Source organism: Streptomyces sp. NPDC052301 (assembly GCF_044593395.1).
Lineage (GTDB): Bacteria > Actinomycetota > Actinomycetes > Streptomycetales > Streptomycetaceae > Streptomyces.
In genome coordinates this window covers 81,023-99,010 of the sequence record NZ_JBIUBE010000007.1, presented here as the reverse complement: position 1 = coordinate 99,010, position 17,988 = coordinate 81,023, and the positions used below count along the sequence as shown (strand labels likewise).

16 protein-coding genes are annotated in these 17,988 nt (G+C 72.9%); 11 read left to right on the top strand and 5 right to left on the bottom strand.

Features of this window, described 5'->3' with window-relative positions:
• Positions 1-10 precede the first annotated feature (10 nt).
• Entirely contained in the window at positions 11-463 is a 453-nt protein-coding gene (locus ACIHEJ_RS20935; protein WP_400137758.1) for an Lrp/AsnC family transcriptional regulator, read from the top strand.
• Positions 464-570: 107 nt separating this feature from the next.
• On the opposite strand, the gene ACIHEJ_RS20930 is transcribed toward ACIHEJ_RS20935, so the two are convergent.
• Positions 571-1,311: a GntR family transcriptional regulator gene (locus tag ACIHEJ_RS20930; RefSeq protein ID WP_400137756.1), complete on the bottom strand. Its 741-nt coding sequence runs from the start codon at positions 1,309-1,311 to the stop codon at positions 571-573.
• 213 nt (positions 1,312-1,524) lie between these two features.
• Here ACIHEJ_RS20930 and ACIHEJ_RS20925 point away from each other — a divergent pair, with 213 nt between their 5' ends.
• The 8 genes from ACIHEJ_RS20925 to ACIHEJ_RS20890 all read left to right on the top strand — a co-directional run bounded on the left by ACIHEJ_RS20925 (position 1,525) and on the right by ACIHEJ_RS20890 (position 10,520).
• Positions 1,525-2,685 (top strand): ABC transporter substrate-binding protein, encoded by a 1,161-nt coding sequence (locus ACIHEJ_RS20925; RefSeq protein ID WP_400137753.1) that lies wholly within the window; start codon positions 1,525-1,527, stop codon positions 2,683-2,685.
• The gene (locus tag ACIHEJ_RS20920) at positions 2,682-3,563 is read left to right on the top strand and encodes an ABC transporter permease (protein ID WP_400137751.1); all 882 of its coding nucleotides are present in this window, start codon (positions 2,682-2,684) and stop codon (positions 3,561-3,563) included. Before ACIHEJ_RS20925 ends, ACIHEJ_RS20920 begins: the two co-directional genes overlap by 4 nt.
• Positions 3,548-4,366, top strand: a complete 819-nt coding sequence (locus ACIHEJ_RS20915) for an ABC transporter permease (RefSeq protein ID WP_400137748.1) — start codon at positions 3,548-3,550, stop codon at positions 4,364-4,366. Before ACIHEJ_RS20920 ends, ACIHEJ_RS20915 begins: the two co-directional genes overlap by 16 nt.
• An 8-nt stretch (positions 4,367-4,374) precedes the next feature.
• Positions 4,375-5,451 carry an ABC transporter ATP-binding protein gene (locus tag ACIHEJ_RS20910; protein WP_400137746.1) on the top strand — a complete coding sequence of 359 codons (1,077 nt, stop codon included), beginning with the start codon at positions 4,375-4,377 and terminating at the stop codon, positions 5,449-5,451.
• Between the two features lie 62 nt (positions 5,452-5,513).
• Positions 5,514-6,932, top strand: coding sequence for an HAD-IA family hydrolase (locus tag ACIHEJ_RS20905; protein ID WP_400138302.1), 1,419 nt, complete (start codon positions 5,514-5,516; stop codon positions 6,930-6,932).
• Between the two features lie 94 nt (positions 6,933-7,026).
• The gene (locus ACIHEJ_RS20900; protein ID WP_400137743.1) at positions 7,027-9,714 is read left to right on the top strand and encodes a nitrate- and nitrite sensing domain-containing protein; all 2,688 of its coding nucleotides are present in this window, start codon (positions 7,027-7,029) and stop codon (positions 9,712-9,714) included.
• Entirely contained in the window at positions 9,704-10,132 is a 429-nt protein-coding gene (locus ACIHEJ_RS20895) for a roadblock/LC7 domain-containing protein (RefSeq protein ID WP_400137741.1), read from the top strand. Before ACIHEJ_RS20900 ends, ACIHEJ_RS20895 begins: the two co-directional genes overlap by 11 nt.
• A gap of 7 nt (positions 10,133-10,139) precedes the next feature.
• Positions 10,140-10,520, top strand: coding sequence for a DUF742 domain-containing protein (locus tag ACIHEJ_RS20890; protein ID WP_400137738.1), 381 nt, complete (start codon positions 10,140-10,142; stop codon positions 10,518-10,520).
• Positions 10,521-10,680: 160 nt separating this feature from the next.
• Here ACIHEJ_RS20890 and ACIHEJ_RS20885 read toward each other — a convergent pair whose 3' ends face one another.
• Positions 10,681-11,232, bottom strand: coding sequence for a Repetin (locus ACIHEJ_RS20885; protein WP_400137735.1), 552 nt, complete (start codon positions 11,230-11,232; stop codon positions 10,681-10,683).
• Positions 11,233-11,537: 305 nt separating this feature from the next.
• Here ACIHEJ_RS20885 and ACIHEJ_RS20880 point away from each other — a divergent pair, with 305 nt between their 5' ends.
• On the top strand, positions 11,538-12,326 hold the full coding sequence (locus ACIHEJ_RS20880; RefSeq protein WP_400137732.1) for a carbon-nitrogen hydrolase family protein: 789 nt from the start codon (positions 11,538-11,540) through the stop codon (positions 12,324-12,326).
• A 50-nt stretch (positions 12,327-12,376) separates the two neighbouring features.
• Positions 12,377-14,074: a flavin monoamine oxidase family protein gene (locus ACIHEJ_RS20875; RefSeq protein ID WP_400137729.1), complete on the top strand. Its 1,698-nt coding sequence runs from the start codon at positions 12,377-12,379 to the stop codon at positions 14,072-14,074.
• Between the two features lie 40 nt (positions 14,075-14,114).
• Here ACIHEJ_RS20875 and ACIHEJ_RS20870 read toward each other — a convergent pair whose 3' ends face one another.
• From ACIHEJ_RS20870 to ACIHEJ_RS20860, 3 genes are all read right to left on the bottom strand, one after another.
• On the bottom strand, positions 14,115-15,044 hold the full coding sequence (locus ACIHEJ_RS20870) for an LLM class F420-dependent oxidoreductase (RefSeq protein ID WP_400137726.1): 930 nt from the start codon (positions 15,042-15,044) through the stop codon (positions 14,115-14,117).
• Between the two features lie 76 nt (positions 15,045-15,120).
• Complete coding sequence (locus tag ACIHEJ_RS20865) at positions 15,121-15,807, bottom strand: DUF5995 family protein (protein WP_400137724.1); 687 nt, start codon at positions 15,805-15,807, stop codon at positions 15,121-15,123.
• 746 nt (positions 15,808-16,553) lie between these two features.
• Positions 16,554-17,945 carry a uracil-xanthine permease family protein gene (locus ACIHEJ_RS20860; RefSeq protein WP_400137722.1) on the bottom strand — a complete coding sequence of 464 codons (1,392 nt, stop codon included), beginning with the start codon at positions 17,943-17,945 and terminating at the stop codon, positions 16,554-16,556.
• Between the last annotated feature and the right edge of the window lie 43 nt (positions 17,946-17,988).

Sequence of the window (17,988 nt, the reverse complement as noted above, 5' to 3'; positions counted from 1 at the left end):
ACCACCCCCTGTGCTGAACGATCTCGACGAACGCATCGTGCACGCCCTCGCCGAGGACGCCCGCCGCTCCTACGCGGACATCGGGCAGCTGGTCGGCCTGTCCGCGCCCGCCGTCAAGCGGCGCGTGGACCGGTTGCGGGCCACCGGAGCCATCACCGGATTCACCGTGCGGGTGGACCCGGCGGCGCTGGGCTGGGAGACCGAGGGGTTCGTCGAGATCTACTGCCGGCGCAACACCTCGCCCGACACCATCCAGCGCGGCCTGGAGCGCTACCAGGAGGTCGTGGCCGCCTCCACCGTCACCGGGGAGGCGGACGCGGTCGTCCAGGTCTTCGCCTCCGACATGCGGCACTTCGAGCGGGTCCTCGAGCGGATCGCCGGGGAGCCGTTCGTCGAGCGGACCAAGTCCGTGCTGGTGCTGTCGCCGTTGCTGCGCCGCTTCTCCTCCGGGGCGCCGGGTTAGGGCGGATTCCGGCCTGGGGTGCGTCGTTCGTGTGCCGGGCGCGGCGGGTGCTTCGTGGTTCCTCGCGCGGTTCCCCGCGTCCCTTCAGGGCGCTCGGCGCCCGGGCCCTACTCCGCGGTCTTCCTCGCCAGCGCGTTGTTGTCGATCGAGTTGTGCACGCTGAAGCTCACCGCGTCCGAGCGGTAGCGGTCGTCCGACCACTCCACCGGGCGCCCTTCACGCGTCGTCGTCACCCGGCGGACGCGCAACAGCGGACTGGTACGGCGCACCCCCAGCAGCTCCGCGTCCTGGGCGCCGGCGGCCACCGCGTCGATGATGTGCTCGCCGTACGCGAAGACCAGGCCCGTGTCGTCGTACAGCCGTTGGGTGACGGACGGGCAGTCCGGCTCGATCGACTCCACCGCCGGGGAGATCCAGTCGGCGTACACCGTCCGCTCCAGCAGCACCGGCTCGCCGTCCAGGCCGCGGGTGCGCAGGACGCGCAACACCGGTGTACCGACGGGGAGTTGGAGGCGTACGGCGTCCTCGTGCGTCGCCGGGCGGTACTCCTGTGACACGACGTGGCCCGTCGCCTCGCGGCCCATCGCGCGCGCCCACTGGGCGAAGCTGCGCAGCTCCTCGAAGCTCTGACTGCGGCGGCTGGCCAGCACCACGCGGCGGGCGCCCTGCCGGGAGCCGATCAGTCCCTCGGTGGTCAGGGCGGCGACGGCCTGGCGGACCGTGCCGCGCGACACGCCGTAGTGCGCGGCCAGCTCCGACTCCGAGGGCAGCCGGCTGCCGACCGTGTACTGCTCGCGGTCGATCGACCGCCGCAGCTCGTCGGCGATCTCCTCGTGTCGCGCCGTCATGCTTCCCCTCTGTTCAGGTCGCTGTGCACAACGTGACCAGCCTAATCGAGACCTGGGCGTGATCTGCAACGGTCTGGATTGTGCAGCCAACCAGGGACCAAAGTTTCGCTCCCGTTTACAGACAGGACACCGCGGGCGGGCGTACTGTGACGCAACTTGTTCAGACAAGTTCTCCGCACTGCCTCAACCCTCGTGTGCACCCCTGGAGAGACCGTGACCGTGTCCCTGCCGAGAAACGCCGTCCTCGGCGGCTGCATCGCCGTCGCCGCCGCGTTCGCGCTGAGCGCCTGCGGCGCCGCCCCCGACAAGGCATCGACCACCACCAAGGACGGCAAGAGCGCCGCCACCGCCACCTCCGCCGCCGACTTCGGCGGCATGGACGCCCTGGTCAAGGCGGCCAAGAAGGAGGGCACGCTGCACATCATCGCGGTGCCCCGCGACTGGGCCAACTACGGCGCCCTGATCGACGGCTTCCAGAAGAAGTACGGCATCAAGATCGAGGACGAGAGCCCCGACGGCTCCAGCCAGGACGAGATCAATGCCGTCACCACCCGCAAGGGCCAGGACCGTACCCCCGACGTCCTCGACCTCGGCAGCTCGTTCGCGCTGAGCGCCGCCCAGCAGGGCCTGCTCGCGCCGTACAAGGTCGCCTCCTACGCCGACATCCCCACGGCCCAGAAGGACCCGCAGGCCCGCTGGTACAACGACTACGGCGGCTACATCTCGATCGGCTGCGACGCCAAGCGGGTCAAGAGCTGCCCGACCACTTTCAAGGACCTGCTCAAGCCCCAGTACAAGGGCCAGGTCGCCCTCAACGGCAACCCCACCAAGTCCGGCTCCGCCTTCGGCGGCGTCTACGCGGCGGCCCTCGCGAAGGGCGGCTCGTTCGACGACATCCAGCCCGGCCTGGACTTCTTCGCCGAACTGAAGAAGAACGGCAACTACACGCCCGTCGAGTCCACCCCGGCGACCGTCGAGAAGGGCGAGACCCCGATCTCGATCGACTGGGACTACCTGAACGCCGGGTACGCCGACGAGTTCAAGTCCAAGGGTCTGGACTGGAAGGTCGCCATCCCGACCGACGGCCAGTACGCCCAGTACTACTCCCAGGCCATCAACAAGGACGCCCCGCACCCGGCCGCCGCCCGCCTGTGGCAGGAGTACCTCTACAGCACCGAGGGCCAGAACCTGTGGCTCAAGGGCTACGCCCGTCCGGCCCTGATGGCGGCCATGGACAAGGCCGGCACCCTCGACAAGACGGCCGCCGCCAAGCTGCCCGAGGTCACCGGCACGCCCTCCTTCCCGACCGAGACCCAGCAGAGCAAGGCCAAGACGGTCCTCGCGCAGGGCTGGGGGAAGGCCGTCTCCGGATGACCGCCGCTCTCCCGCGTGCGGACGTGGCGCCCGTCGCTTCGGCGAAGCGGCGGCGCCGCGCCCCCGGCTGGCTCGCCGTCGTGCCGCTGCTGGTGTTCGCGGCCGTCGCCTTCGGCCTGCCCGCCTCCGCCATCCTCGACGGCGCCTTCACGGTCGAGGGTCACTACGGCGCGCAGAACCTGACCACCTCCCTGCAGGGCCCGTACCTGACCGCCCTGCTCGGCAGCGTCAAGCTGTCCGCGCTTTCCGCCGCGCTCGGCGCCCTGTTGGGGCTGCCGCTCGCCCAGGCCGTGGTCAGCTCCCGCTCCCGCTGGCTGCGCGAGGCCGTGCTGACGGCCTCCGGTGTGCTCGCCAACTTCGGCGGGGTCCCGCTGGCCTTCGCCTTCGTCGCCACCCTCGGCAACGCGGGCGTCCTCACCGTGCACCTGGGCCTGAAGGACAGCGGCTGGGACCTCTACAGCTTCTGGGGCCTGGTCCTCGTCTACCTGTACTTCCTCGTCCCGCTCATGGTCCTCACCATCACCCCGGCGCTGGACGGCCTGCGCACCCAGTGGCGGGAGGCCGCGCTGAACAACGGCGCCACCGGCGTGCAGTACTGGCGCCATGTGGCCCTGCCCGTCCTCGCGCCGTCGCTGCTCGGCGGCCTGGTGCTGCTGTTCGGCAGCGCCTTCGCCGCCTACGCCACCGCCGCCGCGATGGTCGGCAGCGCGGTCCCGCTGGTCACCCTGCAGATCGCCGACGCCCTGTCCGGCAACGTGCTGGTCGGCCAGGAGAACGTCGCCCTCGCCCTCAGCCTCGACATGGTCCTGGTCGCGGGCCTGGTGATGGCCGTGTACCTGCCCCTGCAACGACGGAGCGCCCGATGGCTCGACGCCTGACCCCCTGGCGCTGGGCCGTCCTCGGCCTCGCCGCGCTGTACTTCCTGGTGCCGCTCGCCGCGTCCGTGATCTTCACGGTCGACGTGCCCGGCCAGGGCGTCACCTTCGACGCCTACACCAGGATCCTCTCCGCCGACGGGTTCCTTTCCAGCCTGCAGCTCTCGCTGGAGCTGTCCGTCGCCACCATCGCCGTCGTCCTGCTGCTGCTGGTGCCCGCCGTGGTCGCGCTCAGGCTCGGCGCGCCCCGGCTGCGCCCGGTGGTGGAGGTGGTCTGCTCGCTGCCGCTCGTGGTGCCGCCGATCGCGTTCGTCGCCGGCATCGCCACCGTCCTGAAGTGGGGCCCGGAGCATCTCTCCCGGACCCCCCTGTTCCAGACGTTCGTGGCGATCCAGAACCCGGACTTCCCGGTCGTGCTGGTCCTCGCCTACGTCGTGATGGCGCTGCCGTTCGTGTACCGGGCTCTGGACGCGGGCCTGCGCGCCATCGACGTCCGCACCCTCGTCGAGGCCGCCCGCAGCTGCGGCGCCTCCTGGCCGCAGGCCCTCGTCCGGGCGATCCTGCCCAATCTGCGGGGAGCGCTGCTGAACGCCTCCTTCCTCACCCTGGCCCTGGTGCTCGGCGAGTTCACGGTCTCCCATCTGCTCGGCTACACCCCCTTCGCCGTGTGGATCTACAACGTCGGCGGCGAGCAGGCCCAGATGTCCGTCGCCGTCTCCGTGCTCAGCCTGCTCGTCACCTGGGCCCTGCTCCTCGCGCTCGCCGGTGCCGGCGGACGCACCCGAACCGCTTCCTCCCGGGGATGACACACACCATGACCGCCACCACGCTCGAGAAGACCGCGACCGAGAAGGCCGCCACCGTCGAATTCCGGGAACTGCGAAGGGAGTTCGGTGCGACCGTCGCCCTCGACGGCCTCGACCTCACCGTCCGCCCGGGGGAGTTCCTGGCCCTGCTCGGCCCGTCCGGCTGCGGCAAGACCACCGCGCTGCGCATGCTCGCCGGCTTCGAACACCCCGACTCCGGCGCGGTGCTGGTGGACGGCGAGGACGTCACACACGTCCCGGCCCACCGCCGCGACGCCGGCATGGTCTTCCAGTCGTACAGCCTCTTCCCGCACCTGAACGCCGTGGACAACGTGGCCTTCGGGCTGCGCATGCGCGGGGTCCGGACGGCCGAACGGCGCTCCCGGGCCGCCGAGTTGCTGGAGCTGGTCGGCCTCGGTGACAAGGGCGAACGGTACCCGCACCAGCTGTCCGGCGGGCAGCAGCAGCGCATCGCGCTGGCCCGCGCCCTCGCCCTGCGCCCCCGCGTGCTGCTGCTGGACGAGCCGCTGTCGGCCCTCGACGCCAAGGTGCGGCTCACTCTGCGCGAGGAGATCCGCCGCCTGCAGCAGGAGCTCGGGATCACGACCCTGTTCGTCACCCACGACCAGGAGGAGGCCCTCTCCATCGCCGACCGGGTCGCCGTCATGCGCGCCGGGCGCCTCGAACAGTGCGCGGAGCCCGCCGAGTTGTACGGGCGTCCCGCCACCGCCTTCGTCGCCGAGTTCGTCGGCACGATGAGCCGGGTCCCGGGCGCGCTGAAGGACGGCACGGTCGAGGTGCTCGGACAGCGGCTGCCCGCCGAGGGCGAGGTGCCGGACGGCGACGTGGACGTGCTGGTGCGGCCCGAGGCCGTCCGGGTGCGCGCCGACGAGCAGGGCACCGCCCGCGTCGTCGCCACCGCCTTCCTGGGCGCCGTCGTCCGGGTCACCGTACGGCTCGCCGACGGCACCGAGGCCAAGGCCGACCTGCCCGCCCACGAGGCCGCCGGGCTCGGCGCCGGGGCCGCCGTCGCCGTGTCGCTGCCGGAGCGCCCGGTGCTGGTGGCCGAACGTACCCAGAAGTGAGGAACGACAGACACGTGATCCCCCCCACCCCCACCCTCCCGCTCCAGGCCGTCCTGTTCGACATGGACGGCACGCTCGTCGACACCGAGCAGCTCTGGTGGGAGGCGGTCGAGCAGGTCGCCGGGCGCCCGCTGACCGAGGCCGACCAGCCCGACGTGCTCGGCCGTGCCGTCGAGCACACCGCCGCCTGGCTCGCCGGAGCCACCGGCAGGGCCGGCGCGGAACTCGCCGCCGACCTGCACCGCGAGTTCGCCGCGCGCGTGCGTACCGGGATCGTGCCCCGCCCCGGCGCCCTGGACCTGCTGGACGCGCTGGCCGCCGCCGGCCTCCCCACCGCCCTGGTCACCGCGTCCCCGCGCGCGGTCGCCGAGGTCGTCCTCGACGCCCTGGGCGCCCACCGGTTCGCGGCGTCCGTCACCGCCGACGACACCGTCCGCACCAAGCCCGCCCCCGACCCCTACCTGGCGGCCTGCCGCGCCCTCGGTGTCGACCCGGCGGCCTGCGTCGCCGTCGAGGACACCGAGACCGGCGTGGCCTCCGCCGAGGCCGCCGGATGCGCCGTGCTCGCCGTGCCGTCCCTCGCCCCGATCGGCGCCGCGCCCGGCCGGACCGTGCGGGACAGCCTGGCCGGGACCACGGTGGAGGAGCTGAGCCGCATGGTCGCGCCCGCTCTGACGGTCATGAGCTGGAACCTGTGGCTGGGCGGCAGCAGGGTCGACGACCACCGGGCCAAGCAGCTGAAGGTGATCCTGGAGAGCGGGGCGGACGTCGTCGGGCTCCAGGAGACGGCGGGCACCGCCGCCCAGGAACTGGCCGAGGCCCTCGGCTGGCACCACCACCGGGCCGGCGAGAACCTCGGCATCCTCAGCCGCCACCCGATCACCGCCCGCTTCGGTGACCCGGACGTCGGCTTCTACGGCGCCGCGGGCGTCCGGATCGCCGTCGCCGCCGGCCGCGAGGTCGACGTGTGGACCGCGCACCTGCACTACACGCCGTACGGCCCCTACGAGTCCGTCTTCGACGGGCTGCCGGCGGCGCAGCTGGTCGCCCACGAGGAGCTCCGGCTCGCGCAGATGCGGGACGCGCTGCACCGCATCGGCGCGGCCTCGTCCGAGGGGGTGCCGGTCGTCCTCGTCGGCGACTTCAACTGCCCGTCGCACCTGGACTGGCCGGACGTGGAGTGGCCGGTGACGAAGGCGGCCGAGGAGGCGGGCTTCGCCGACTCCTTCCGCGAGGCCCACCCCGACCCCGCCGTCGAGCCCGGACACACCTGGTCGCCCATCCACCCCGTCCACGAGGACGGCAGCGGGCGGCCCGAGCCGCAGGACCGGATCGACTACGTCCTGCACCGGGGCCTGACCGTGCGGGACGCGCGCACCCTGGTCACCGGCAGCCCGCGCCCCTGGCCCGACGTGGCGGGCAACGACTGGCCCTCCGACCACGCGGCGGTGGTCGCCACCTTCGCCACGTCCCTCGGGTGACTCGGGGTTACCGCAGGTCACCATTGCGAAACGGGGCGGTCGTCCCGTAGGTTGTGCCGCACTTTCTACTGACTGGTAACCCCGGCAGGTATCCATGCGCTGGCCCCTCGGCCGTCCCACCACCGTCCGCACGCGGATCGTGGCGCTCGCGCTCGCCCCGGCCGTCGCGCTGATGGGGCTGTGGAGCTTCGCCATGTGGTCCGTCACCGGCGAGCTGCGCGCGCTGGTCCGGCTCCAGGGGGTGTACGAGGACTTCGGCACCCCCGTGGACACCGCGATCGGGCAGATCCAGATCGAGCGCCGGATGTCCGCCGCCTACCTGGGCACCGGCCTCGACACGGCCGCCGCCGGTCAGCTGCTGGGGCAGCAGCGCCGTACCGACCGGGCCGTGGACGCCATGCGGCAGGCGGTCCAGGACGGCGACCGGGACCGGCTCACGACGCGGCAGCGGCGGGCGCTCGACGCCATGGTCGCGGCGACCGGGAAGCTGGAGGGGCTGCGCGAACGCGTGCTGTCCCGGCACATCACCTGGGACCGGGCCGTGGCCGAGTACAGCGCGCTCGTGGAGCCCGGCTTCGACGTGCAGTCCACACTCACCGCACTGCAGGCCGGACAGCTGGCGCGCGAGGCGCAGGTCGTCGTCGAGCTGGTGCGGGTACGGGAGTTCGTCTCGCGCGAGGACGCACTGGTCGCCGGCGCGCGGGCGGCAGGCACCCTGACCGACGGGCAGTACGACACCCTCACCGCGACCGTCGAGGACCGTCGCGTCTTCGAACGGACGTACGTGCCGGACCTGCCCGCCGACTCACGGGCCCTGTTCGAGGGCTTCCAGCGCGGAGAGCTGTACCGGTCGCTGGCACAGGGCGAGGACGCGCTGCTGCGGGCCGGAGCCGGCGGGGCGGGCAAGGCCGTCGCCGCCGACACCTGGCGGTCCACCACGGACCGGGCCGTCAAGCGGTACATGCAGCTGTGCACACGGTCCGCCGAGAACTCCGCCGCGCGCGGGCGGGCCTTCGCCTACCGCGAGCTCACCAAGGCGGCCGTGGTCGGCGCGGTCGGGCTGGCCGCCGTCGCGCTGTCGCTGTGGTCCGCGGTGCGCGGGGCGCGGCGGATCTCGCGCCGCCTGGAGACCCTGCGGGACGCCGCCGACGTCCTGACCACACGCCAACTGCCGGACGTGATGCGCAGGCTGAGCGCCGGTGAGGACGTGGACGCGCTGACCGAGGCGCCGCCGCTCGCCGCCGAGGAGGTCCGCGACGACGAGATCGGGCAGGTCGGCCGGTCCTTCAACACCGCGCGCCTGGCCGCCGTCGAGGCCGCCGTCACCCAGGCCGGCCTGCGCCGGGGCCTGTTCGCCGTCCTGCTCACCATCGCCCGCCGGAACCAGGCACTGGTGCACCGGCAGCTGAAACTCGTGGACACCCTGGAGCGGCGCACCGAAGACCCGGACATCCTGCGCGAGCTGTTCCGTATCGACCATCTGACCACGCGCATGCGGCGGCACGCGGAGAGCCTGATCATCCTCTCCGGCGCCGCGCCCGGCCGCCGCTGGCGCCGGCCCGTGCCGATCGCGGACGTCGTCGCCTCGGCGGTCGGTGAGATCGAGGACTACGCGCGCGTGGTCGTACCGCCGATGCCCGAGGTGGGCGTCGCCGCGGACGCCGTCGCCGACGTGGTGCACCTCATCGCCGAACTCCTGGAGAACGCCACGGTTTTCTCGCCGCCGCACACCCAGGTCACCCTGCGCCCCGGGCGGGTCGGCAGCGGTTTCGTGCTGGAGATCGACGACCGGGGCCTCGGCCTGGACGCCGAGGCCCGCGCCGCGGCCCACCGCACCCTCACCGACCCCGACACCTTCGACCCCACCCGCCACGACCGCCTCGGCCTCTACGTCGTCGGCCGCCTCGCCGCCCGGCACGGCATCGAGGTGAGTCTGCAGGACTCTCCGTACGGCGGCACGACGGCCGTGGTGCGGCTGCCTTCGGCCGTGCTGGCGGAGGTCGAGCCGGTGACCGCGGGGGCGGGGCCCGGGGCGGGGCGTGCGAGGTCCGGGGCGGCCGGGGTCCGGGCGGGGCAGGCGGAGTCCGGGGCGGCCACTGCCGTCGTACGGGAGCTGCCGTCCAGGAAGCGGACCGGACCCCGGCCCGCCGCCGCAAGGGGCGTGCAGTCCGGGGAGCCGTCGGGGGTCGGGCCGCTGGGCGTGCCGTCCGGGGAGCCGTCGGGGGTCGGGCCGCTGGGCGTGCAGTCCGGGGAGCCGTCGGGGGTCGGGCCGCTGGGCGTGCCGTCCGGGGAGCCGTCGGGGGTCGGGCCGCGGGCCGACGCCGTACGGGAGCTGCCCGTGGAGCCACGGCCCGCCTCCGGGCCGGGCGGCGTCCCCGCCCTGCCGAGCCGGATCCGTCAGGCCTCCCTCGCCCGTGAGCTGCGCGAGGAGCCACCGCCGCGGGACGAGAACCCGGAGCGCGCGGTGGACGCCGACGAGATGCGGGCCATCTTCGGCGCGTTCCAACGAGGTCTGGAGCGCGGACGTCAAGGGGTGCCCCTCGCCGGTGACCCCGAGGACGCGGCGGGTGCCGCGGCGGGTACGGCGGGCGGCGCGGCGCGTGGGGCGGCCATCGCCGACGGGCACGCGCCCGGCGCCCGTTCCGAAGGCGGCGGGCGCGAGTCGCGCACCGTCCCGGAGCCCCGGCCGGCCGGCTCCACGTCCCGCGACACGACAGCCGGCGATCCGGACCACGCGCTCCCAGCCATCGACGAAGGGACGGACACCGACGATGCACGGTGACGAGGACCAGGCACCCGAGAACCCCGCCGCACCCGGTACCGGTCTCGACTGGCTGCTCGACGACCTCGTGGCACGTACCGAGCACGTCCGCCAGGCCGTGCTGCTCACCGCCGACGGCCTCCCGCTGAGCAGTTCCGAGGGCATGCGCCGACGGGACGTCGAGCACCTGGCCGCGGTCTGCTCCGGCTTCCACGGGCTCGCCCGCTCGGCGGGGGAGCGGTTCGGCGCGGGCCAGGTGCGGCAGACCATGGTCATGCTGGACGACGCCTACCTCTTCATCACCCCGGCCGGGCACGGCAGCCGGCTCGCCGTGCTGAGCGAGGCCCGGACCGACGTCGGGCAGCTCGCCCACGAGATGGCCCTGCTCGTCCGCCGACTCGGCCGCCACCTGGACGCGGCCGCCCGCGCCACCCCATGATCCCGCCGTGAGCGACGAGCACTGGTACGAGGACGAGACCGGGTCGATGGTGCGCCCCTACACGGTGACCCGGGGCAGGACCCGGCCCGTGGACGGACACGCCATCGACCTGATGTCCCGTGTCACCCCGCTGGAGACCGACGCGCCGGGCTCCACGGTCGACCACGCCCGGGCCGCCCTGCTCGAGCTGATCCGGCGCGGCCCGCGCCCCGTCGTGGAGCTGGCCGCGGACGCCGACCTGCCGCTGACCGTCGTCCGCGTCCTGCTCGGCGACCTGGCCGAGGCGGGCCTGATCCGCATCGACCCGCCCCGCCGTCTCACGTCCGCGGGCCCGGCCACCGATCCGGAGCTGCTGCGGGAGATCATGCAGCGGCTGAAGGAGCTGTAGGCCGGTCCCGCACCGGTTCGGCGAGCGGGGCGGCCGTCGCCCCGTCCGCGGGACGGAGGGCCGCCAGACGTACCTCGGCGACGGTGACGTCGGTCGTGGTGCCGAAGCGGCTGAGCGTGGTGAGCGGTGTCTGCTCACGCCCGCTGCAGCCGGTCGACGCTCACAGCGCCGGATTCCACGGCACGACCCTGAAGTCACCCGTGCCCGGCTTCACCTTCTCGAAGGGAGCCGACGACACGCAGGGCGGCAGGTCCGCGGTGTCCGTGGGGCTGCCGACCCCGGCCCAGCTGTAGCCCAGCCGGTCGTGCCGGCCGAGGTCGTGGACGGTGACACCGACCCGCTTGCCCTTGGCCCCCGGCAGGTCGGAGTCCGTGATCACACCGGAGACGACGGCCACCTTGCCGCCGGTGACCAGGCAGTCCACCTTCGCCTCGGCCCAGGCGCCGTCGCCGTGCAGGTAGTGGCTGAACCGGAAGGTGCCCATGGCCTTCCGCGGGTTCCTGGTGTCCTGCGCGGCCAGGTGCGCGTCGAAGGAGAACGTGATGTCGTCACCGGCCGACCGGTACAGCTCGGCGGTACCCGTCAGCGAGGCGGCCTCGCGCTGGGGATGATGGATCGCGGCTCCCGAGGCCACTGCCGCTCCGGCCGTCCCGGCGGCGATGAGCAGGCCGGTGGCGAAGGAGACGGCAGCGATCTTCGTACGGCGCTTCATGACGGTCCTTTCCGCAGGTCAAGCGCGTGAACTGAACGCTCACCACTCTCCCGGGACCGCACCGCCCGCACATCGCCCCATGGGCGGCACCCCGCCTCCCCCGTCCGGGGGGGAACCCGCAGGCGCTCCTGCGCCGCAGGGAGGACGGGCACGGCCGCCCGCGGTGTGCAACGAATCGCCGTCCGGTGCCCGCTTCACGCAACGAACCGTGCACCGGCGCGCAACGGCTCCTCCTTGTACGGCCGAGTGCGCCGACCGTACCTTCTAACTGGCCCCCAAACATCCCATTCCGGTGAGGACCCCGCATGCGCACCGCCCTGCTCCAGAGCTCCGGCCGCCCCGGCTCCGTCGTCGAGAACCTCAAGGTCCTCGACGCGGCCGCGGGCCGTGCCGCCGCCGCGGGCGCCGCGCTGCTGGCGGCCCCCGAGATGTTCCTCACCGGGTACGCGATCGGCGACGACATCGCCCGCCTCGCCGAGCCCGCCGACGGCGCCTCCGCCGGCGCGATCGCCGAGATCGCCACCCGGCACGGGCTGGCCCTCGTCTACGGCTACCCGGAGCGGGACGGCGAGACCGTCTACAACTCCGCCCAGATGATCTCCGCCGACGGCACCCGCCTCGCGAACTACCGCAAGACGCACCTCTTCGGCTGCGCCGAGCGCGACCACTTCACCCCCGGCGAGCAGTCGCTCGTCCAGGCCCGGCTCGGCGGCCTGACCGTCGGCATCATGATCTGCTACGACGTCGAGTTCCCGGAGAACGCCCGCGCCCACGCCCTGGCCGGCACCGACCTGCTGGTCGTGCCGACGGCGAACATGCACCCGTTCCAGTTCGTCGCCGAGGCGATGGTGCCGGTGCGCGCCTGGGAGAACCAGATGTACGTCGCGTACGTCAACCGGGTCGGCCCCGAGGGCGAGTTCGAGTTCTTCGGACTCTCCGCCCTGGCCGGGCCCGACGGGATCGCCCGCAGCCGCGCAGGCCGCGGCGAGGAGCTGATCGTCGCCGACGTCGACCCCGCCTTCCTCGCCGCCTCCCGTGAGGCCAACCCGTACCTGAAGGACCGCCGCCCCGGTCTGTACGGGTCCCTCGTCTGATCTCCCCGAGCCTTCCCCCGAACCACCCCCGCGCAAGGAGTCCGTACCCCATGACGTCCACGGTGCCCAACGCCGTCGAGCACACCGACGAGCAGCAGCCGCCGATCACCATGTTCGGCCCGGACTTCCCCTACGCCTACGACGACTTCCTCGCCCACCCGGCGGGCCTCGGTCAGATACCCGCGACCGAGCACGGCACCGAGGTCGCGATCATCGGCGGCGGTCTGTCCGGCATCGTGGCCGCGTACGAGCTGATGAAGATGGGCCTCAAGCCCGTCGTCTACGAGGCCGACCAGCTCGGCGGCCGGCTGCGCACCGTCGGCTTCGAGGGCTGCGACGACGAGCTCAACTGCGAGCTGGGCGCCATGCGCTTCCCGCCGTCCTCCACCGCCCTGCAGCACTACATCGACATGGTCGGCCTGGAGACCAGGCCCTTCCCGAACCCGCTGGCCGAGGCCACCCCCTCGACCGTCGTGGACCTCAAGGGCGAGTCGCACTACGCCGAGACCATCGCCGACCTGCCCCAGGTGTACCGGGACGTCGCCGACGCCTGGAACAAGTGCCTCGAAGAGGGCGCCGACTTCTCGGACATGAACCGCGCGATGCGCGAGCGGGACGTCCCGCGCATCCGCGAGATCTGGGCGAAGCTCGTCGAGAAGCTCGACAACCAGACCTTCTACGGCTTCCTCTGCGACTCCGAGGCCTTCAAGTCCTTCCGGCACCGCGAGATCTTCGGCCAGGTCGGCTTCGGCACCGGCGGCTGGGACACCGACTTCCCGAACTCCATCCTGGAGATCCTGCGCGTCGTCTACACCGAGGCCGACGACCACCACCGCGGCATCGTCGGCGGCTCCCAGCAGCTGCCGCTGCGGCTGTGGGAGCGCGAGCCGGAGAAGATCGTCCACTGGCCGTACGGCACCTCGCTGAAGTCCCTGCACGTGGACGGCGAGCCCAAGCCGGCCGTGACCCGGCTGCACCGCACCGCGGGCAACCAGATCACCGTGACCGACGCGAACGGCGACATCCGCACCTACAAGGCGGCCGTCTTCACCGCCCAGTCCTGGATGCTGCTGTCCAAGATCGCCTGCGACGACTCGCTCTTCCCGATCGACCACTGGACGGCGATCGAGCGCACCCACTACATGGAGTCCAGCAAGCTCTTCGTGCCCGTGGACCGGCCGTTCTGGCTGGACAAGGACGAGGAGACCGGCCGGGACGTCATGTCGATGACACTCACCGACCGCATGACCCGCGGCACCTATCTGCTGGACGACGGCCCGGACAAGCCCGCCGTGATCTGCCTGTCCTACACCTGGTGCGACGACAGCCTGAAGTGGCTGCCGCTGTCCGCGAACGAGCGGATGGAGGTCATGCTGAAGTCGCTCGGCGAGATCTACCCGAAGGTCGACATCAGGAAGCACATCATCGGCAACCCGGTGACGGTGTCCTGGGAGAACGAGCCCTACTTCATGGGCGCCTTCAAGGCCAACCTGCCCGGTCACTACCGCTACCAGCGCCGCCTGTTCACGCACTTCATGCAGGACCGGCTGCCCGAGGACAAGCGCGGCATCTTCCTCGCCGGCGACGACATCTCGTGGACGGCCGGCTGGGCCGAGGGCGCGATCCAGACCGCGCTGAACGCGGTCTGGGGCGTCATGCACCACCTCGGCGGCCGGACCGACACGACGAACCCGGGCCCGGGTGACGTCTACGACGAGATCGCCCCCGTGGAGCTGCCCGAGGACTGACGGCGAGCGCGAGCAAGGACCAAGGCGCGGGCGGCCGGCCTCAGACTCCGGCCGCCCGCGCCTTTTCAAACACCTCCGCGGCGACGTCCTTCAGTTCCTGGGCGTCCCGCGCTGTGCCCTGGAGGTCGATGAGGATCTCCTCCAGGCCGATCGCCGCGTGCTCCGCCAGGTCCTCCACGATCTGGTCGACGCTGCCCTGGAAGGGACGGCGGTCCGCGCCCTCGTACGCCTTGGGCAGGCGGACGGTGTTCACCCGCAGGACGGTCCGGATCGGCTCCGTGCGCCCCCGCTCCTCGGCCAGCTCCTGCAGCTGCCGCCACTGGGCGGCGACCTGCTCGGCGCCCATGCCCACCGGCAGCCATCCGTCGGCGTGGTCCACCAGCCGGCGCCACGCCCGCCTGTTGCCCGCGGCGAGCAGGACGGGGATCGGCCGTGCCGGCTTGGGCCCGACCACCGCGGACGCGATCTTGGCCAGCGGGCCGTCGTGGACGACCGGGTCCGGACCCCATACCGCCCGGCACACCTCGATGATCTCGTCCAGCACGGCGCCCCGCTCCTCGATGGGACGGACGCCCGAGGCCGCGTACTCGTCGGTCGACCAGCCGGTGCCGAGGCCCGCGACCACCCGGCCGCCGCTCGCCGCGTCCAGCGAGGCCAGCGACTTGGCGAGCTGGAACGGCAGGTGCAGCGGCGCCACCAGGACGCTGGAGCCCAGCTCCGCCCGCTCGGTGGCCGCCGCGGCCAGGGTGAGGGTGACCAGCGGGTCCGCCACGTTCCGGTACTGGTCGGGCCAGGGCAGGCCCTCGATGCCGTAGAGACCCTGGGTGGCGGGCTCGGGGAACAGGGCTCTCTCGAAGACCCACAGGCTGTCGTATCCGACCGCCTCGGCGGCGCGGGCCACGTCGGACACGTCCGTGCCGAGGGAGTACTGCTGCATCTGGGGAAGGCCGAGACCGAGCCGGGTCGTCATACCGCCACCACTCCTCTGCGATCGGGTGTCGCTCAGCCAACGTCCCGCGCAGGCACGGAAGTTCCAGGCGCCGGGTTCAGTCCGTGAGCGGAGTGAGCAGCATCCGTCCCGCGAACCCCACCGCCGTGTCCAGCCGCTCGGTGAACTCCTCGGCCATGTCGCCGCAGTGGCGCAGCGTCCACAGGGTCCGTGCCGCCACCCAGGCGGCGTCGCGGGCCCGTTCCAGGCTCCAGGAGCTCAGCAGATGGGTGAGTGGGTCGGCGATCTGGAGCAGGTCGGGTCCCGGCATCAGATCCTCGCGGATACGCTCCTCCAGCGAGACGAGCAGGTCCCCCACGCGGTCGAACTCGTCCTCCAGCTCGGGTGGTTCGCAGCCGAGCGTACGACAGGCGTCCACCACGGCGAGTGCCAGGTCGTGCCCGATGTGCGCGTTGATGCCCGCCAGCGCGAACTGCAGCGGCCGTACCCCGGGATGGCGGCGGAGCTGGAACAGCGGGCGCCAGCACGCCGGTGGCCGGCGGTCCGAGGCCGCCGCCTCGACCGCCGCCAGGTACCGCTCGGCGAACCGCACGTCCAGCGCCGTCGCCGCCCGTCGGTCGGGGAACTCCCGGCCCCCCAGGCGCCGGTCGATCTCCTCGGTGACGGCGAGGTAGACGCGGTTGAACACGGCGACACCGTCCCGCTCGGGCAGCGCCGCGGCCAGAGCGCGCATCCGGGAGACGACCGCGTCGACAGAAGGGGCGAAGTGTTCCAACCGCGTCATGGGGGAAGGGTCCCAGCCCTCGGCCGCCCGGCGTGCCGACCGGCCCGGTGCTTCCCCGGAACGGGGGAACGCCACAGGGAGAGGGGGGAACGGCAGCGGTGTCAGGCCTCCGTGTCCGGCGCCTCGCCGCGCGCAGACGTGCCGTGCGGCACGCCCTGACGGTCACACGGCCCCGGTGGTGCCCCTGGTCGGCTCGGTCACCGGGACCGTCCGGCGCTCGGCCCCGGCCACGGCTGCGGACGGCCCGCACCGCGGCGACGCCCCGTACGCCGGCGCCCGTGCCGGCCGTACCGTCACCGCCATGGTCCCGGCCGCCCACGCCGAGCGCGCCCGCACGGCCGAGCCGGCCACGTCGGAGACCGTCCCCGCCCCCTGCGCGGCGAGCGCCCGGCCGCCCCCGTCCTGGAGCGGACTCGATCGCCCGGGCCGGCTGTCCGCCGCAGGCCGGTCGCGCCGCCCGGTTCGCCTCGTGGGCACAGGCGGGAGCGGCGGTCTCGGACGGCGTCTTCGGCAACGTCTCCCACTTCCGCACCACGGCCGACGAGATCGCCTACGACCGTCCGGTCCTGGACGCCCTCGGCGGCCGGCGGGCCTCGGCGCGGTCATCGACACCCGCCGCGGAGCAACGGCGCCCCGCCGGACGGCCGGTGGTGCGACCCGGCGGGGCGGGAGACCGGCCGGCCGCCGACGCCGCCCACCGGGAAGGCGCGCATCGACGCCTACCTGTGGGTCGAGCCGGCGTCCGCCTACGACTTGGCGCGCTGACCCGGCTCGTCGTAGGAGCTGGTGCCCTCGTCCAGGAGCGGCTCCTGCGTCTTCAGATGGGCCGGGGCGAAGGCGCGCAGCGCGTGGTAGCCGGTGATGACGACCAGGGTGCCGAGGGCGATGCCGCTGAGCGAGAAGTTGCTGGTGAACTTCATGCTGACGTTGCCGACGCCGATGATGATGCCCGCGGCGGCCGGCACCAGGTTCAGCGGGTTGCGCAGGTCGACCTTGGCGTTGAGCCAGATCTGGGCGCCGAGCAGGCCGATCATGCCGTACAGGATCACGGTGATGCCGCCGAGGACCCCGCCGGGGATCGCGGCCACGATCGCGCCGAACTTGGGGCAGACACCGAAGAGCAGGGCGAAGCCGGCGGCGGCCCAGTAGGCGGCGGTGGAGTAGACGCGCGTCGCGGCCATGACGCCGATGTTCTCGGAGTAGGTGGTGTTCGGCGGGCCGCCCACCGCGGTCGAGAGCATCGAGGCGACGCCGTCCGCCGAGATCGCCGTACCCAGCTTGTCGTCCAGAGGGTCGCCGGTCATCTCGCCGACCGCCTTGACGTGGCCGGCGTTCTCCGCGACCAGGGCGATGACGACGGGCAGGGCGACCAGGACCGCCGACCACTGGAAGGCCGGCCCGTGGAAGTGCGGCAGGCCGATCCAGTCGGCCTTGGAGACGCCGGACAGGTCGAGGCGCCAGTGGTCGGTGACCTTGCCGCTCGGGCTCATGGAGTGGATCTTGCCGAAGATCCGGTCGAAGGCCCAGGAGATGCCGTACCCGAAGACCAGCCCGAGGAAGATCGCGACACGGGACCAGAAGCCGCGCAGACACACCACGGCCAGCCCGGTGAACAGCATGACCAGCAGGGCCGTCCACTGGTCCTGCGGCCAGTAGGTGGAGGCGGTCACCGGGGCGAGGTTGAAGCCGATCAGCATGACGACCGCGCCGGTGACGATCGGGGGCATGGCAGCGTGGATGATCCGCGCCCCGAACCGCTGCACGGCGAGGCCCACGAGGAAGAGCACGGCGCCGACGACGAGGACCGCCCCGGTCACCGTGGCGCTCGTCCCGCCCTGGGCGCGGATGACGGCGGCGACCCCCACGAAGGACAGGGAGCAGCCGAGGTAGCTCGGCACCCGGCCGCGGGTGGCGAGCAGGAAGATCACGGTCGCCACGCCCGACATCATGATGGCCAGGTTCGGGTCGAGGCCCATCAGCACGGGGGCCACGAACGATGCGCCGAACATGGCGACCACGTGCTGGGCACCGAGGCCGATCGTGCGGGGCCAGGAGAGCCGTTCGTCGGGGCGTACCACCGCTCCGGGCGCGGGGGTGCGCCCGTCACCGTGCAGTTTCCAGCGCACGCCGAGGTCCATGGTGGGGGTTTCGCTTTCTTACGTACGTGAAGGGTTCCGAACC

What these genes read in the sequence shown, in the direction of transcription:
- ACIHEJ_RS20930 (WP_400137756.1), bottom strand. Translation starts at nt 1,311, where the DNA reads ATGACGGCGCGACACGAGGAGATCGCCGACGAGCTGCGGCGGTCGATC.
- ACIHEJ_RS20920 (WP_400137751.1), top strand. Translation starts at nt 2,682, where the DNA reads ATGACCGCCGCTCTCCCGCGTGCGGACGTGGCGCCCGTCGCTTCGGCG.
- ACIHEJ_RS20915 (WP_400137748.1), top strand. Translation starts at nt 3,548, where the DNA reads ATGGCTCGACGCCTGACCCCCTGGCGCTGGGCCGTCCTCGGCCTCGCC.
- ACIHEJ_RS20910 (WP_400137746.1), top strand. Translation starts at nt 4,375, where the DNA reads ATGACCGCCACCACGCTCGAGAAGACCGCGACCGAGAAGGCCGCCACC.
- ACIHEJ_RS20905 (WP_400138302.1), top strand. Translation starts at nt 5,514, where the DNA reads ATGGACGGCACGCTCGTCGACACCGAGCAGCTCTGGTGGGAGGCGGTC.
- ACIHEJ_RS20900 (WP_400137743.1), top strand. Translation starts at nt 7,027, where the DNA reads ATGCGCTGGCCCCTCGGCCGTCCCACCACCGTCCGCACGCGGATCGTG.
- ACIHEJ_RS20895 (WP_400137741.1), top strand. Translation starts at nt 9,704, where the DNA reads ATGCACGGTGACGAGGACCAGGCACCCGAGAACCCCGCCGCACCCGGT.
- ACIHEJ_RS20885 (WP_400137735.1), bottom strand. Translation starts at nt 11,232, where the DNA reads ATGAAGCGCCGTACGAAGATCGCTGCCGTCTCCTTCGCCACCGGCCTG.
- ACIHEJ_RS20880 (WP_400137732.1), top strand. Translation starts at nt 11,538, where the DNA reads ATGCGCACCGCCCTGCTCCAGAGCTCCGGCCGCCCCGGCTCCGTCGTC.
- ACIHEJ_RS20875 (WP_400137729.1), top strand. Translation starts at nt 12,377, where the DNA reads ATGACGTCCACGGTGCCCAACGCCGTCGAGCACACCGACGAGCAGCAG.
- ACIHEJ_RS20870 (WP_400137726.1), bottom strand. Translation starts at nt 15,044, where the DNA reads ATGACGACCCGGCTCGGTCTCGGCCTTCCCCAGATGCAGCAGTACTCC.
- ACIHEJ_RS20865 (WP_400137724.1), bottom strand. Translation starts at nt 15,807, where the DNA reads ATGACGCGGTTGGAACACTTCGCCCCTTCTGTCGACGCGGTCGTCTCC.
- ACIHEJ_RS20860 (WP_400137722.1), bottom strand. Translation starts at nt 17,945, where the DNA reads ATGGACCTCGGCGTGCGCTGGAAACTGCACGGTGACGGGCGCACCCCC.